The organism is Vibrio splendidus (assembly GCF_024347615.1).
Lineage (GTDB): Bacteria > Pseudomonadota > Gammaproteobacteria > Enterobacterales > Vibrionaceae > Vibrio > Vibrio splendidus.
In genome coordinates this window covers 1,367,739-1,385,988 of record NZ_AP025508.1, presented here as the reverse complement: position 1 = coordinate 1,385,988, position 18,250 = coordinate 1,367,739, and the positions used below count along the sequence as shown (strand labels likewise).

Here is an 18,250-nt window from a genome sequence, read left to right as displayed (position 1 = left end):
CTAGAGGGATTAATCTCGACCACAACAGCTAGTAATCTCATAATAACCATTAATAATAAAGTAACTAAATCGGATGACTACCAATCTAGCAGCGAGGCAATCATGGGGTTAAATAAGCTTGTGCGAACTCTCTAAGCACTCTTGCATTATTGTGGTGTTTGCTATCTCCGCATTTTATGCCATCCACTTTGATGTCCGGGCTGGAATAAGCAGGTATAACATCTCGCTCATAAGACATCACTGTGCCTCTATCAGCACAAATTGCACCGAAGGAATATTGAGGAGCTCTTGGATACGTTCCAGAAATGTAACTTTCGATACTATCAAAATCTTTCAATAACGTTTTATAGTCATGATTAGCACCACTTAAATGGCCAATTTCATGCTCCATTAAGTAATCAGGGCAGTTTATCGCTAAAGAAAAAAAGTAGGATACCGAAGATGACATACCACAATAATCAGACTCAAAGCTAAAATTATAATTAGAAAATACTATCCCAGTAAAAATGGGGACGCCGTCTTCTGTTGTTTCTGGAATCGGTTCTTCCATCGATAATTTTAATAACCTCTCTGCTGCCCCCAAATCTTGAAACCAAAGGCTGTCGATTTCTGGCGTATAAATCACCTTGGTGACTTTTCGCGTCATAGGAATGCAGGAGTTTTTCAACACCAGATTCGAATAGCTTTCCCATGTCGCTATTTTAGAGGCAACAAATGCTTTGGAATATTCGGCTAATACAGATTCATCAACATAAAGATGGATCTCTGTATTCAAAACCTCACTCTTCGCACAAGTAGGAAACTTGATGCTTTGAGCATTGGAGAGTCGACTATTGCTCAACACTATAATCAAAACACAACCAACTAACTGGATGAGCCTTTTAAAAGAACTCTCACTGACTCGTGTATTCATTTCCACCCTCTCCCTATATTCAAAACCACAAAGAGCATCACAAATGCCGTGACTTAAGATTCATATCAATCCCCATTACACATATAAGCATTGGCCTCTCAAAGTAACCTGCACTATCTGTGTTTTTCAGAAAACAAAAAGCTCGCCATGCAATGACGAGCTTTATTGATTACGGGAGCTTAACGGTTATAAGACCCTGGCATTAACAAGGCCCAAATACGAAGAAATCTAAAGTATTAAGACACCTGATCGCGCAAAGCCAATTCAACGTTTTTCAAGACTTTGAACTCTTCGCGAGTACAACCGCGTGCCACGGAAACCCAATGGTCGCCAGTTTCATCGGCTCCTTTAAACTCTGCACGCAACTCATATCTTCGCCATGTAACAAACGCCAAGATAAAGGTCAGTGCAAGCATCAGTAAACCGAACTGAGGAGTAAATGCCCAAGTCGCAGCCGAGAGAACTAAAGCCAACGAAACAATATTGATTGCGTTTTCTTTAAGACCCAATTGACGAATTTCTAACTGTTTGATTTTACGTAAGCTATACACATCTTTCTTAACTCGGAGTTCGTTAGAGCTCACCAGAAAATCTGATGCTTTGTATGACCTACGAAGTCGCACTAAATTCGCTAACCTGTTGCGTGTTTGATTCTTTTTCATCGCCTTTCTCCATGTTATTAAAGGTTAGTAAAAACTAATATAATCATGAAGTTAATGAACGAGTGCTTATTTTATAAATCAAACTAATATTAAAATCAAGCTTATGCAATTAATAACACTTATAACAACACCGTCTTACATTTGAAATTTTAATAGAAAGAAGGCTTATTAAGGAATCTACTCATCATAAATCGATGTACTTTAGTTAAGTTAGATATAGGCCGATAGTGATTCCGATAATCGACCGAACATACTAAACGGCGGCCATGGTTCACCCTGCTTTGTAACTACTTATTTCAAAGAGATTTTTGCAATGAATCTCACGCTCTAGGAATGCTGAACCACGGTCACATAACGCTCCATCTTCCATAATCAGAACATTCACCCTCCCTCTTGATTATTGATTTTTTGAATACCAAAATCATTCAATTGAACATATCAACATAGCTTATCGATTAAGCAATTGATCTCATAACAAAGAGACTGTACGCTTACATTATGCACACGGTTACCTAATGGAGATCACGATGAATGAACTACTGACATGCGCTATGGAACAGAAACAACGAACAACAGTGACGAGTTTATTCGCAAGAAATGGATTCAAGATCGCGGCTACTGACTTTGATGATGTGACTTTCGAACGAGAGAGTGTGTTGGTCAATGTTCGTTTTGATGCGTCTTCAAACGTTGAATCGATTTCAATTCTAAATAACTAACGAGCTCACAAGCAGGTCGCTAAAATAATTGAATGGCCAACATTCGAGTCATTTTAGCGTATCTTGCAATCTGCCCTTTTCTACTTCATCCCCATCCTCTTCTCTTCCAAAAGCCACCGAGTGACAATTAAATCAATAACTCGCAATTCCATGAGCTTGGCTTATATTTATTAATACCCTTTGAACAAAAATTCGAAATGATGCCTATGTTCCTAACTCGGTTAATTTATGTCAGTACGCTTTCCGAATGTTGTGATTCCAAAGCATTGGAGGAGATACTCGCTATCTCGCGAGATCATAATCGGCAAAGCCATTTAACGGGGCTCCTCAGCCATAATCAAAAGTATTTTCTTCAATGTATTGAAGGGTCTAGAAAGGCCGTTAACCACACGTACAATCATATTCTTAACGACGAGAGACACAATCACGTCGCAATACTTTATTTTAAAGAGATTGATAGCAGAGAATTTGGAGATTGGTCGATGGGAGACATTCCGCAGTCCAATTTAACCGAGCTGTTGAACTTACAGTTTTCAACATCTGATCAATTTAACCCGTACGAAATGTCTGGCGAAAGTGCTTATCGAATGCTTTTAGAGTTAAAGCAAAATTTGCCATCTGAATAGATATTCGACCCGACTTAATCCCTAGAGCGAGCAACAAAAAGCCCCAACGTAGGGGCTTTTTGCGTTTTATAGAGGCATCTATTTGTTATTCTTCAGTAATTTCTACTCACTCTCGCTGCTCGACGCCTCTTGTTCACTGCCAGAAAGAGCTTGCTGTTCTGCGGTAATATCAGACTCTTTGAACACAATGAACGCGCGGCGGTTTAATGCATCGGCTTTTTCAGAGCGTTCATTAATCGCAGGCTGCAACTTACCAAATGACTTCACTTCCCAGATGAACTGCTTAGGGTCGAGTTTGGTTTTGAGGTATTCAACCACCGTTTCTGCGCGGCGCTCTGCCAGCTTTTCATTGTAAGAAAGTGAACCCGATTGGTCGGTGTGCCCTGCCACCATAATACTACCTTGCAGGCCGCTCAATTTAGTTGTGAAGTCATCTAACTGAGTTAGATCTTCTTGCTTGAGTACTGATTTGTCGAAATCGAAGTACGGCGTCATTGCCATATAAACTTTACGTTCTGGTTTTGGTGGCTCACAGAAAGGCATATCTTCGTACTTCTGAGCTTCTTCAAACACAATAAATGCACGGCGGTTCTCCGCTCGGTCTTTATCTGTCTTACCAAACAGAAGAGGTTGAGTCTCACCAAGATGTTTCACTTCCCAATCATATTGCGTTGGGTCTAGTTGCCCTTTCAAATAATCTGCGACCGATTTAGCACGGCGCTGTGAAAGACGTTCGTTGTATTCCAGAGAACCTTTGTAATCAGTATGGCCGACAATCGTGATGCGCCCTTTTAAGCCTCTGATCTCTTTAACAAAGGTATCTAAGTTGATCTTGTCGAGATCGCGTAATTGATATTTATCAAACGCAAAATGTTCTGCGATGGCGATGTGTACTTCACGCTCTGGCGCCAAACACTCGCTGATTAAAAACTTAGACACGTCTATGCCAGCAAACTTGTCTCGGTTCTCCTGACTCACGTACGTGTCGGTTGCACAGCCGGACAGCAGCAAGGTACTCATCACTGCGCTTATTAGGAAAATAATTGTTTTCATCTTACTCTTAACTGTCACTTCGAATTCTCAACTCTTAACTTTCAACCCACTTTTGGGCTGGCTTAGATCTTGCCGACTAAGTTAATGAACACACCGGATGCGTCGTAGTCATCATCATTGGTTAAGTCACTATCAAACGCAGAGAAGTTATAACCAATCCCCATTTTGAAGTTCTCGCCGATGTGCTTGTTCACCGAAACTAATGCACCGTGTTCTAGCTCATCGTTGAGAGTGTCTGTTTTCCAGTGGTATTCACCCGTCACATCCCACTCTTTCATCACGCGGTAAGAAGCGCTTAACCCGTATAGGTCGATATCGCTTTTAACCAGCTCATTCGAACCAGACGCTCGTTCAAAAGCTTGCTGTTTGTCTTTGTGCGCGTACTTAGTACCGACATCCCAGTGTTGGTCGATCGAATAGATCGCTTCAACTTCAATGATCTGACTGGTTTCGTCTTGATAATCCACATCGCGATCCAGTTGGTCGAAATCTGCAATATAGGTGTAGCGGCTCAGTAAATTGAGTCGATCGTTGTAGATCGGACGATACGCGAGGCCGCCAGTGGCTTCGGTAAATTGCGCCATGGTTTCGCCCGTAGTCTCGCTTTCGGTAATGGAGTAGTTGTACTTGCCGAACAATGTGTACTCTTCCGTTAAGTGATGCGTGTAACGGTTGGTCGTCACGATTTGTTGCAGCTCTCGCTGAGCGATGTCAGGGTCGTCTTCACTCTTATCCACTCGATATTCAAATTTGTGGCTTAGGGTGATGTCATCTAGGTCAATTGAAGCATTGAAGCTGATGGACTCACGCTCTGTGGTGATGCTCTGATCATCTTCAATTTCCCCAAGCTGATAACCGATCCCCATCTCGACATCTTCCGTCACATCGTAGCCAAAGCCGTACGAGTCGATACGGCCATGACCATCATTTTCATCAACAAACTGGTTCTCTTGGTAAAAATCGACACTGCTGGTGAGGTCTGCACGCTGACCAACAATCACGTTGTTTTGGCCTTCGTAGTTATCATCTACATAAGTTACGTAGGTTGAGTGGTCATCGGATACATCGTAAGTCACAGTCGCTTCTGCTACTTGGCCTCGGTCGCCATCGGTGTATTCGCCACCAAGAGACAAGTCTTCCAACACTTGGAATTCAGCACCAATCGACGCGCTGTCGTTTTCATCATAGTCATCCGACTGGTCGACGGTCTTTTGCCCTTTGACGTAAACGCTGTTCTCACTGTCCCAGATGTATTCCAAACGCACACCCGCTAAGGTGGCATCACTGTGCTCGTCGCTTTGGTTAAGCTCTTCAGTTTGTTGCCCTGCCGCCGAAACCTTAATGTGCTCGGTGATTTTAACTTGAGTCTCGATCTCAATCGTTTCAGTATCTGTTTCTAGATTACCATCGACATCGCGCTCTTCATTGGTCGAGAAGCGAGAGAGAACCGCCAAGCGATCAGTAGCTTGTAAACGAAGTTCAGCACCGTAAGCTTCTTGTTCAAGGTCATCGCTGCTGCTCGCGTAGCTGTATCCCGCGTCTTTGTCTCGATACCAAAGTTTCAGGTCATTACCAACGGCACCAAAGATGGTTGGGGCAAGGTCATAAAGACTGGTAACAGCTGTGATTTGGACACTATCACCCTCGCGGTCTTCCAACGTGTCGCCAATGGGCGTAAAGGTTAAACCACCATCAGTAGAGACGAAATTCGACTCGGTTTGCCTACCTTCACTATGTGCAAACTCAGCCTTAATGTAGGTCCCCTCAGTGGCACGTAGCGTTAAGTCCGTTCCATAAGACTCGTAATCTTGATTGTCCTTTTCTTGAGTCGCATACGTCACGCCAACACCAACGTAATCGTTGATCCAACCTTTAGCACGACCACCGTAAGACATCGCATCTAATGAATCTGAACCTTGTGGAACATACTCATAATCGACAACCAGAAAGTTTTCGTAATCATCGCCGTTTTCAATCACGCTACCAAAGCTATCGGATAGGATGTTGTCGAGTGGCTTGGTCAAAATAATTCGACCTTGGTATGGGTCAAAATCATAGTCGACGCCCGGCTCAAGCGGGATTTCATTCTGCACTAGGCCAGATTCATCTTTTACTTTAACGTAAACTTTGTCACTTCCCGGTACCGCTTCACCATGACGAAGGAAGTACAGAGAGCCGCCTGTGCCCAAGAACTCATCGTGTGCATACAACGAATCTGCTTCTGCGGTAAAACCGACCACGTTCAAGCGATCTTCACCATATTGTGTAGTATCGCGAGTACGATAATCAGCTTTGAAACCATAGAGGCTACGGTTGTAATCGTTGTTCTCGGTGCCTGTTAAACCCGTGTTGTAGTTACCCCACAAGTATTGAGACTTATCGTATTCCACATTGAGGTAAACCTTGCCCTTGGTGTTGACCACTTTTTCGATGTTTGAGCTATCGCCATAGTTGCCGTAATAAAGCTCATCGTCGTCTTCGAGGATATCAAACACATCCGAATCGTCCGAGGCGAACGGATGTTTGAACATGTCTTTGATTTCACTTTCTCGCGTATCAAAGTGAGTCGTTACACGAAGCTTGTCGCCAAATTTACCCTGACCAAAGTACGCTAAACGACCTTGGTTGTAGATGTCATCTTGGTACTGGTCATCGACACTTAATGCATCGCTATTACCAGACACATTATTCTTACCAACATAAAGATCAGCCAAGCCGGTTTGTGCGTAGTACGTATCTGGAATACGAACGTACAGCTTGTAACGACGTTCATCACCGTTATCAAACACAACCTTGGTTGGGAAAATGTAGGAGTCTGTTGGTAAGTATTGTTCTGCGTATAAGTTGCCATCTTCTACATCAAATTCATCTTCACCGATGATGACTTTATCAACGCCCTTTAAGCCAGTACCGATGAATTTCGCTAAACCCGCATTGGTCGGAATGTTGTGACGCATCAGCTTAGCTTGGCCGTAGCTTTTATCTTTACTCTCTTCATCGTCGTTATCGTTTCGATCGATCTCGACTTCAGAGTCCGGCTTGACTAAGTCAGTCACACCAACGGTGGTCACATCCATGTTGCCATCTTTGTCCCACGCTTTTAGGCGGAACATCAGCTGCTCACCGACCTCAAACTGATAATCAACATCAGTTTGACCATCCCAATTGATGTCAGAGTCGTTCGCCAGTTTGTCGCCTTCAAGCACGGCGATTGGCTCAGACAAGCCAAAGTCACCCACTCGGTACACTTCCAACTGGTACTTTTTGATGTAGTAACCATAGTTAGTCGTGATGGTGAAACCGACACTGTCTCGCAGTGTGCCTTGTTCGACTTCTAATTCATCGCTGACACTGACATCTAATACTGGGTCAAAGCGAGTGATGTCACGGCTTGCCCAAATAGCGCCTTGCTCTAAGTAAATACGCGAGCTGTCTTGGTCTTGGTTCGGCTTAGTGATTTCAATGCCAGTCGTCTCAGAACCGAGTTTTTCAAGCTTACCTGTGTCTTTCGCTACCGCCATCACAGGAATGGCCGTTAACACACACGTCGCTAAACGAGACTTACTAAATACTTTCATACAATTTCCAGATACGGTTCCAATGGCTTACTTCTGTTCACTTTGTTGGTCTTTGCGATGAACGCTAAAGTTGAACTTGGTGAGCTTGTTCGGGGTAATTCGCAACACTTTTGGGTTTTCGCTCACCACTTCCATGGAGGTGGAGAGCGAATCAGTGTCCAACTTCACGAGGAAGTTCTTACCTTTCTTATTGAGTACCCATTGGTCGGGCACGTGGTAACGACCGTACTGGTCTGTGTAAATAACGATTCCCTCAACCGTCATCAACTTAACGCCCGGAATACCATCTTCGTAAATACCTTTGTTCTCGATAACGATTTCCCACAGGTAATCCTCGCCATCGCGATACAGGTTTCTGGTTACGTTGAGGTTTTCCGCGCTCAATCCCTTTTTCTTGTCCGATTCATGCTTAAACTGAATCTGACCTTGTGCGTCGAACTCGATGCGAGAGCCCGCATCAGTAGTGACGTAGAAATCAAAGCTCTGCTGTGTGCGAGTTCTAAATTGAATCACCACTTTGCTGGTTTCTGGCAGTGTGCGGTTCACTGAATGTCCCCAAAGGTCACCAAGATCCAAGCCTTGCTCAAGTGCAGTGGTTATCGCACCATCTTGAATGGCGACATCCTGACCATCACGGATGATGTGCGTCGAATCAGCGATGTAGCCTTGCGTTGCTAGGTTCGCGGTTAACTCAACATCAAAAGCCGTTGCATCAGCTTGGAATCCATCTTTGTTGTGATCTTCAAACACTTTGCCGATGATTGACGAGGTATCGAACACCTTATCCGGCTCAATGGTCACTTTGGCGGTGTCTTCATTAGAAACAGCCGAGCCATCAACCTTCGCTACTGCGGTGTTGATGTAATCACCAAAGGTGACACCTACCGAAACACGCAATAAGTAACGAATACGCAGCTTCTCGCCCGGATCAAAGTTCAACGATGTGAACATTAACTTGCCGGTATCTGATGGTTCTTGAGAGATAACCTGATCGTCTTCCGTACCAAACTCACCATCAATGCCGCTCAGAACAACTTCTGATGTATCCACGATGTATTTCAGACCACCTGGGTAGCGGTCTTCCACAGTCACGTTCTTAAAGTAAGATTCATTGTTGTTCTCAACGATGATCTCGTACTCAACCGCATCACCCACTTGCGCGGTATCTTGCAGTGCAGACTTGGTTAGCTCCAACTCCCCAGAGTTATCTGGAATCTTCTTGATATGGTTGGTTACGCTGTCGCTAGTTTCAGTACCGTCAGATTCAGTCGCCGTGAAGGTATTGGTAATGTCGTCATCCAAGCCCTTACCTAGCGTACCCACGACCTCAAACGCGTAAGCATTTCGTTTGTTGGATTTCAGGTTAACTGTGGTGTCTAAGTCTTTATTCGACGGGAAAGAATGACGCTGAATAACCGCGCCCGAGTCGTCGACTTCCACACCTTCAATTGTCCAATCGATAAAGACTTTATTACCTGTGCTGTTTTGTAGTTCACTGATCTCATCGGTTAGACGAACATTAGCCGCGTTACCTTGACCGTTGTTGGTCACGGCTAAGTAATAAGTGACACTGTCGTCATCTTCGGTGTATTCAGGCTTATCAGAACGTTTTTCAACAACCAGATCAGCACCCACTGGCGGCAAATCCAAAGCAGATACTTGGTCTGCCACTGCCTGCATCGAGGTTTCAGACGCCAACATGCCCTTAGAACGAGCGCGCATCGCTGGACTACCGGTTAAGTCGAGGTAGTAACCAAGCACATCGATGTTAGTCAGCATGTCTTCATTGACCGTCAATGTGAACGTGTAATCAATATTGCCGCCCGGCGCGATGTCGACCAAGGTGAACAGGTCTTTGTCGTTATCAAAGGTGCCCGGTTGAGTTTCAGCCCCTTCTGATGTTGCCGTTAGTGTCCATTTATCAAACGCATTACTAAAATCACCATCAATATGATCACCCATGGATTCAGAGAACTGGGTGTAAAGCGCGACATCTTTAGCTATACCACGACCAATATTTTGCACCACTAAGTGATACTCAACTTGTTCTCCCGGTACGTAATACGGGGCATCGGTAAACAACTCAGCTTGAACCACAGCCGCCACGGTGTGAACTGGAGGACTGATAACATCGCCGCCGTCCACTTGCGCGGTATTAATGATGTGTCCAGTTGCGGTGTCGACTACGGTGCCTTTTGAGCGGAACACAACTGTGCCGTGCGGCGCGATATCTACGTTGTACTCCGTCGGACTAACTTGCTCGGTAGTGGTGCCTATTGTGGTTGAATCGACCACCAAAGAAGTGGAACCAACCACAAAAGCAGGCCCCGTCGATCCGTTGTAGTATGCGACCTCAATCGACTCCATATCATCAACAACACTTAAGTCACTGATGTAGTTGTTCGAGGTGTTTTCAATGGTGATCAGGAACTCAAGCTCACCACCCGGCTCATATTCGGTTTGCACGTTGGTTTTCGTCGCAACAAACTCCGCCTCTTTCGGTGTGATAATCACTACAGAGTCTTGTGGGGCACCGTTGTAAGTGATGGTCGCCGTATTGCTGATATCACCAATCGCTGTCGTGCGAATTAACGCCTTAACATGGAAAGTCACAGTGCTCTGTGGCGCAACATCCATACTCACATCGATGTCTTCACTCAAGTCGAACGTCTTGGGAGTGACAACAGAGCGATCGTCGGAAGCTTCAAAGCTCACTTCCCAAAGCAGGAATGCCGACTCTTGTTTATCAGCCGTCGTGTCGACTTGAATGTCACTGATGATGTCTTGAAGTTGAACACCAGATGCAAACGCATCAGAGCTGTTGGTTACGGTGATGTCGTAGTTAATCAGCTTGGTTACTTCATACGATGGCGTATCAACCGTCTTCTTGACCGAAACCGTCGCCAACACTGGTGTACTGGTAGCACTGTCATCAAATGTTGTGCCGTCAAAGGTCGCTGATGCGATGTTAGTAATATCGCCTGTCGCCAACGGATTAGTCATCACTTGAATCGTGAAAACAATGCTGTCTTGAGGCGCAATATCGAGCGTCTCATCGAGGTCTTCACCACGGGTTGCATCCGGTACTGGGGTTTCACCCGTTGTCGATACCGCAGATATTTGGATTGAAGCAGGGTCAAAAGCTTGTTCAGTCCTACCGCCTGCAATCGTGGTTTCAACCGACTTCAGAGCATCTTCAATAGCAACATCTTCAGCCCAACCTAAGCCGTTGTTCTTAACAGTTACGGTGTACTGAAGTGCCTCTCCCGGAAGGTACTCTGCTTTATCGACCTCTTTAGTGATCTCAACTTGCGCGTCTTCTGGAATATAGGTCGCGTCTGCAGAGTGCTCACCGTCGTCGCTATCAACTTTAACGACGTTAGTGATCTCGCCTTTGGCCTTATCATTAACAGTGTTGGTCACGACAAATGAATAACTGTCACCCGGGTGAATGCTGTAAGTCGCACTATAACCCTGTGCGTTATTAACCACATCTTTGCGAGCGTTCAGGGCTGGATCGCCACTGCCATCAAGCTGTTCGTCGCTAATGATCCAATTACCTGTCAACGCTTGCTCTTGATCTGGGCTGTTAGCCACCTCTGTCATGATGGTGTCGATACGATCTGTTAGAACCTGATCGACAAGGTAACCTTCACCCGTGTTAGCCACAGTGATCTTGTAGGAAATTGGTTGACCCGGTTGGTATTTGGCATCAGGTTCTGCAATTGGCGTCGTCTCTTTGGTTAGAACCAATTGACCCGACTTCGGAGTGATAAAGCCTTCTCGTAAGCGAGCGATCTTCGAATCGTCCAAACCATGTCGTAGATAAGCCGTATTGGTAAAGCGCCCAATCGCATCATCACGAACCTTGCCTTGAACGTGAATACGGACAGCTGTGTACTTATCACCACCACCCGTCCCGGCATCGTCACGCCCTGCCATCTTGATCGATTCGACAGGTAAATCGATGTCTGGACTGTTTTGACCAACTAGCTTATCAAGCTCTGAGAAGTCATTAGCGTTGAGATCTGACGGCGCCGAGTTATAAAGCACATCGTAATCAACCGTCCATTCTGTCAATGCCGTTTTCATTGAGCCATCGACGGTTTCGACTTCAAAGCCGCTGATGATGTCACGAATCGAAAACAGGCCAGAATCCACATCGTCATTGGTGATGTCTATGTAGTAATTCACTGTTCCACCCGGCACGTACTCAGGCGTATCCGTCCATTTATCAATCAGGATATTCGAGCGGCCCGGATCAAGTACGATGTCGTTGGTGTTATCACCGTTCACTTGCGCCGTGTTGGTAATAGTGCCTGTTGCTGAAGTCGACACGGTGCCTTTCACGTCAAACACAATACGCTCACCAGGACGAAGATCGACAGTTGCATTCAATGGGACGCTACCGTTGTAGTTACCTTGCACGTCATAAGTGCCAACAGGTTCAACCGCAATAGCCGTTGTCCAGCTAGAGAACGCATCATCGCCATCTTCGGTTTTAATGGTGTGAATCGCATCGATAACGCTCACATCATTTGCGATGCTATCGCCTGTGTTATCTAACGTAACTTGATACTCAACATCACCACGTGGTGCGTAAGTACAACCGCTGCCATCGTTTGAAGGAACAGAACACCCTGCCGATTCACCATCGGTATACACCAAGGTTTTGAAGTAATCGAGCTCAGCATCTTTAGGTGGTATCACTTGCGACGTTGCAGAGCCACTTCCTGCGGTCACTTGGTTCGCATCAATCGTGCCCAAAGCATCATCACGAACGACACCGGTTAAGTTAAAGGTCAGCACTTCTCCCGCGGCAATATCGGTTTCAATGTCAAGGTTGCCGCTGGTGTTGTAGCTTGGTACATAAGTATCAGCGTTGGCATCAATACCATTGCTGACTTCATGGGTGATATCGCCAGAAACAAAAGCGGATTCCGTTTTACCTCCAATCACTTCGACTTGAATGTCTGTGATTGTGTCTTTGATCTGAATATCATTCGCCCAACCGTTTTCCGGGTTTGTGACTACAAATTCATACTCAACTTCGTCACCCGGAAGATAGGTATCACCATCATTGAACGGGTTACCATTGATCGACACAACACGTTTTTCAACACTGGTATTATTTTCAAGCGGCATTAAATTCGCTGTTCGAGCACTACCGTCATACGTCGCTTTATTTTGAATGTCACCCAATGCATCTTCACGAATTTGAGCATGAATAGTGAACGTTAGGCTTTCTTGAGGCGCGATAACAATGTCGTTATCAATATTGATGTTATTGCCCGGAACAAAGTCAATCGCGTCGGTAATAGAGCCTGTCGCAGCCGTTTTATCTAGGCTAACTTCCCAGCCAGCCAAGAACGGTTGTCCAACAGGATCACCACCTGCGGTGGTGCTGTCTTCTGCAATACGAGTTTGAATTTCCGAAATCGCATCTTCTAGGCGAGAACCATATTCTATACCATCACCCGCATTCTTAATCTCAACGCGGTAATAAACCTCACTCTCACCAGAAGCTTGAGAATATTCAGTTTTTTGCGAAGAGAAGCCTGAATCATAAAAGGCTTTTTTAGAGAACGTGACTTCAGGATCCGCCATCGACGTAGGAGGAGAAACCGCAATAAATTGGTTACCGTCATCTTCATCGATATAAGCTTTATTAGTAAAAGAACCAACCGCTTTCGGACTGATCTTGGCTTTTATGACATAACGGACAAACGCTGACGATGCAGCTCGGCCAAAGTTGTCTGCCGAGATATCGAAGTGAGTATCAATCGGCTTATTGTCTTGGATTGAGTTATCAACATCGGGGTTAGAAATCCCTGAGCTATCTGAAGACGTTTCAATCTCCCAACGATCAAAGGCAGGACCACGACTACCATCGAAATATTGTGTGGTTATTTGGTCGATGTCATCTCGTAAACTGATGTCATCAACGTGTGCCGATGCGATGTTCTCGATTAGGATTTCATACTCGATGTAGCCGCCAGGCATGTAATTGGTAGCACCAACTAACTCATTATCATTCGTGTCGTAGTAAGCCAGAATGTTTTTTTCGTAATCAATTTGGCGTCCAGTTTGCGAAATATCATGAGAAATGGTGTCGCCATCAACGGTTAGAACGTTAACAACATCGCCATTGGCTTTGTCATTGATGGTCGCGACAACTTGGTACTCAAGCTTAGCACCCATCGGAATATCGGCTTCAACATTTAGGTTGCTGTTGGTTGATGTGTAAACATTGCCAGCACCTGCGCCCGCATCCACATACTCAGAATCGGTTCCAGTTGCGATCGATGTGATGGTCCAATCTGAATACGCTGGCCCTGTATTACCGTCCACTAAGCTGACCGTAATATCTTCGAGGTTATCGACGATTGGAATATCGTGAGCGTTACCTTTGCCGTCATTCTCAATCACTAAGTGATAGGTCACGGTTTGAGCTGGCTCGTACACCACTTCATCAGTCGTTTTATCAAAATCTAAATGGTAGTCATCGGGAATCACGACGGTATCTCGGTAATGAATATCACCGACCGCATCCGGTCTTACTATACCTGTTACTGTGTAAGTCACGTCTTCGCCAGCATCGATATCAATCGAGGTTACGATGTCAGTGTCGTTCGCAACATCACCGTCTTTGGTACCATCGGTTGTACCCGCGTTCGCAGGATCACTCTTAGCAACTGCTACCGTAAACTTGTTTGAACCTACCGAGTCATCGAAAAATGGATTACCCGAATTGCCATCTTGTAGCTCTACTGATATGTCATTAATCAGTTCGTTAACGTCAACGTTGTTTCGATAACCGTGTCCATCTTGAGAGTTGTATCTGATGGTATACGTCAACTCATCGCCCGGAGAGTAACGGTTAATATTGGTTGTACGAACTACACCACCACTGTTGTGCACTTGATGGTTTTCAGCCACGGCACGTTTGGCATACTCACAATCGTCAGTACAACCGGCATTATCGTCATGAATCAGCACTGCTTCGTTGCGGATTATGCCGCCGTCTCTGTCAGCGACACCGTTAGACACCGCACTGTCTTTGACATGCGCCTTAATGCGCACCGTGACAAAGTCTTTGGCAGGAATTGAAACTGGGAACTCCACATCATCAGTGGTATTCGGGCCGAAACCCGCGCCAGTATCCACAGACCAATAGTCAAACGGGTTTTGATTAAGAACATCTTCTACTTCACCATCTTTATCATTCGCTAGCGTAGTAGTGATCTCACTCAGGCGATCCATGAAGATAAGATCGGTCTCATCAGTGTCGCTGTTATTGCCAATAACGATGGTGTAGGTGAGATCTTCACCCGGCGTGTAACGGACTACATCGGTCGTTTTAGCTAGTGAGACATTGATGTCATAGGTACTGTGTGAGTTATCTATCTGAGCGGAAGAGCTGTGGTCACGGTCTGTAATAGGATCGTAAACATCAACACGGTTCGATACTTGTTCTTCTTCATAGTCAGACTTAACAATGCCGCTCACCTCATAGTGAACCCACCCTCCGGGAGTGATATCAACGTCGGTATTGATGTCAGTGTCGTTAGCAATGTCACCGTAACGAGAACCCGGTTTATCGGTGTTGGTCGAACCTACAATTGTCCAGCTATCAAAGAAATTAAGTGCTGAAATGCTATCTTGTACCGTTGCGTCATTTGCGTAGCCGGTGCCTCGGTTATAGATATAAATATCGAACGTAGCGCGCTCACCTACAACAAAGTCGGTATTTTGAGCGGTCTTAGCGACTACAAGATTCGGTTCGCTAGGATAGGTACGTACCGTATCCGATAGATTAGTATCTGGTCCCGTCACTGTTGCGGTATTGGTGAATGCTCCCCAAAGAATCTCACTGTCGACACTACGATCGAGTGTCCCAACAATGGTATAAGTAATCGTCGCACCTGGCGGGATCTGAGCGTTGGCATCCAGATCATTATTATCCGAGAACGATCCAGGGTCAGTCACGGCTTTCACCCACGGGGAGTCTGCCTCTCTTTCTGCACTGATCGTCCACGAAGAGAACACGGGCTTAGTTTCATCCGGCTCGTGAAGTAACTCAGCTTCTATGGTGCTGATTTCATCTTTGACATTGATGTTAGAGGCGAAACCGTTCCCTGCTGGGTTGGTAATGCTGATCGTATAAGTGACAGTATTGGTGGTGTCGGTATACGCGTTCTGTTCGTTATGACCATCAACACGCTTATCCAATACTAAGTAGTAATCTCGTGGGTATGAGCCTCTATCGGAATAAAGCACGCTGTCGACCGTCACTTCATTACGAATTTCATCATCGGCAATGGGGTTTACGACCGCTGCAATGCTATAAACGATCTTATCGTGTGGGGCCAACTTAGCCTTCTCGTCCAAGATAAGTTTATTGCTTTGATTACCTTCAATTTGACCAGTAAAGCCGGGATCACTGTTTGTCGAAATTGAGCCGTCAGAGGCATAGGATTTCGCAGTAATAACCCAGCTCAAATATGCTTTCGTCGGTGTATCGTTAATAGACTGAGTCATGACAGACACTAAATCATCATAAACCGGTACATCAATCGCGTAGCCGTCACCGTTATTCTCTACCGTGATGTCGTAGTTCAGGGTACCGCCAGCTGAGTAGTAACGAGAATCCACTTCCTTTTGGACTTTTAATTTCGAGTTTGGCATTTGTACACCAGAGCCTGACTCGCCTAAGTTATCCCCTAAGCACAAGCCCGCATCGGTACCATCATCAACAATCTGCCCCACACTGGTGTCTGCCACTTTTGCGGTCAGCTTATAATGAACGAAACCCTCAGGTGCGAGGTCGACTTTCAAATTGATGTCGTTTGTTGTCCAAGTATTGTAATTAAATGAGCCATAGTTCGATCCGTCACCACTTCTATCGGCGACTTCAAGCTTCCACTCGGAAAATGCTGAAGCGTTAGAGCCATCCGCTTGCTCTGTCACGATACAAGCAAATTTATCGACAACTTCAATATCGTTGGCAAAAAACTCTGTGTCCTTGTTAGAAATAACAATGTCATAGACCACTTCGTTATCACCGGCTATCCCCGGAACATAAGTAGTATCTGTGGTGTTCTTATTACGTGTAATTTGACTTGATGACGTTGTCAGAACGTCTTTCGAATCAAGAATATTAGCCAAAGCATCGCCAGAATCCGCGAGGCCATCAGCATCAACCACTCGGGCAGCAACTTGGGGAATTTGACCAATAGACACAGGGCTAACGTCCACCACAACGGAATAAACAATCTGCTCACCGGGATAGATCGACACTTTGTCTTCTAGTGACTTGTTGGACTCCTTTCCAGATGCATTGAGTTCAGAAAGGCTATTAGAACCAATCGAGGTCACTTCATTGGTCCAAAAATCGTAAGGATTACCAACCGTGTCAGTTGCGTTCTTTTCGTTGCTGACATCGTTACCTAGATCGGTTTCAAGATCTGCAAGAAACTGCTGAACCGAATAATGGTAAGCAATACCGGAGTTTGCTTGGTTGGCAACCGTGACCGTATAGGAAAACTCATCGTCGACTAGGTAGCTATCCGATTGGTTCAAGGTATGTGTCAGGGTGATACTAGGCTCAGTGGGCGGAGTGATAACCTCATCAACTGTGACCAAGTCATCGCGTGTTTCAGCAGTTATGTCGTCATTAACAATGTCGCCGACTAAACTGTCGGCAACGGTCGCTTGAATTTCGTAAGTCACAGATCCGCCTATATCAATCGACGCACCACTTACTGATAAGTCCCCTGATTCGGCGAAGGTGCCTGGTTCGCTCTTGCTGCCTTCAACCTTGCTGACTGAGTTAACGTTGTCAGTAAAGGCTTGTTGCAAAGCCCCTTCAATATCGAGTGCCTTTATGTCTGAAAGGACATCTTGAACGTCGAGCGTCTGAATAAACGTATCGCCAGTATTCGAAACCTTAATCTTATAGGTGAGTTTGTTATTGAGTTGATAGTTCGCCTTATCGACCGAAACAACAACATCGTGTTGATACACGCCACGCTGAATGGATTCTGTATTTGATTCAACAGCATCCAACAGTCCAGTGCTCGCACTTGCGACGTTATCAATCGTACCGGCTGCGTCAGCAGAAACGGTGGCGACCATGGTGTAGGTCACCGACCCACCAGCCGCAATACGCACACCTGATGCATCTAAGTTTCCGAAGCGACTGTAATCACCTGGAGATGAAAGGAAGGAGGATTGCGCTTGAGTCGAGACTTGCGAGAACGCGTTGACATTATTCCTTTGGTCATCTGTCGTTAAGATATTTAACAGCTCATCTTTAACGTCCAACTCAGCGATAGCTTTATCCGACTCATTCGTTAAAACAAGCGTATAAGCCACCTCTTGGTCGTTGTCGTAAGACGCGCTGTCAACAGACAGATCCATAACAAGACCCGTTGTGTCCGCATAGGAGGCAAATGGAAACAATAGAATGGATAAGAAAAAGGCAAGATTGTATCTGAACATTAACGCGCACTTCACAGTAGATTGACAAGCGTCTAGGCAAAAAGCCATAGATTTGACGTCACTAATTTGGCACTTAGCCTGTTAGGGACATGCGCAACATACAGTTCAAATAATCCGAACAATTAACATCCGTAAAAAACAAATTACTGAAGATGTTAAATAGAGAGTCTGATGTCTAAATTAGAATCAAGACATT

At 45.3% G+C, this 18,250-nt stretch carries 7 protein-coding genes; 2 read left to right on the top strand and 5 right to left on the bottom strand.

The window, feature by feature from the left end; genetic code table 11:
• Window positions 1-100: 100 nt before the first annotated feature.
• Together OCU90_RS06190 and OCU90_RS06185 are read right to left on the bottom strand one after the other, a co-directional pair.
• Window positions 101-913, bottom strand: a complete 813-nt coding sequence (locus tag OCU90_RS06190; RefSeq protein WP_061022581.1) for a hypothetical protein — start codon at window positions 911-913, stop codon at window positions 101-103.
• 236 nt (window positions 914-1,149) lie between these two features.
• Window positions 1,150-1,575, bottom strand: a complete 426-nt coding sequence (locus OCU90_RS06185) for a DUF6232 family protein (RefSeq protein WP_061022583.1) — start codon at window positions 1,573-1,575, stop codon at window positions 1,150-1,152.
• A gap of 527 nt (window positions 1,576-2,102) precedes the next feature.
• Between OCU90_RS06185 and OCU90_RS06180 the strand changes: the two genes are divergently transcribed.
• Window positions 2,103-2,294: a hypothetical protein gene (locus tag OCU90_RS06180; RefSeq protein ID WP_004734640.1), complete on the top strand. Its 192-nt coding sequence runs from the start codon at window positions 2,103-2,105 to the stop codon at window positions 2,292-2,294.
• 206 nt (window positions 2,295-2,500) lie between these two features.
• Window positions 2,501-2,920, top strand: coding sequence for a BLUF domain-containing protein (locus OCU90_RS06175; RefSeq protein ID WP_061022587.1), 420 nt, complete (start codon window positions 2,501-2,503; stop codon window positions 2,918-2,920).
• 102 nt (window positions 2,921-3,022) lie between these two features.
• On the opposite strand, the gene OCU90_RS06170 is transcribed toward OCU90_RS06175, so the two are convergent.
• The 3 genes from OCU90_RS06170 to OCU90_RS06160 all read right to left on the bottom strand — a co-directional run bounded on the left by OCU90_RS06170 (window position 3,023) and on the right by OCU90_RS06160 (window position 17,973).
• Window positions 3,023-3,973 carry an OmpA family protein gene (locus OCU90_RS06170; RefSeq protein WP_061022589.1) on the bottom strand — a complete coding sequence of 317 codons (951 nt, stop codon included), beginning with the start codon at window positions 3,971-3,973 and terminating at the stop codon, window positions 3,023-3,025.
• A 62-nt stretch (window positions 3,974-4,035) separates the two neighbouring features.
• Complete coding sequence (locus tag OCU90_RS06165; RefSeq protein WP_061022591.1) at window positions 4,036-7,551, bottom strand: hypothetical protein; 3,516 nt, start codon at window positions 7,549-7,551, stop codon at window positions 4,036-4,038.
• 27 nt (window positions 7,552-7,578) lie between these two features.
• Complete coding sequence (locus tag OCU90_RS06160) at window positions 7,579-17,973, bottom strand: DUF11 domain-containing protein (RefSeq protein WP_061022594.1); 10,395 nt, start codon at window positions 17,971-17,973, stop codon at window positions 7,579-7,581.
• Between the last annotated feature and the right edge of the window lie 277 nt (window positions 17,974-18,250).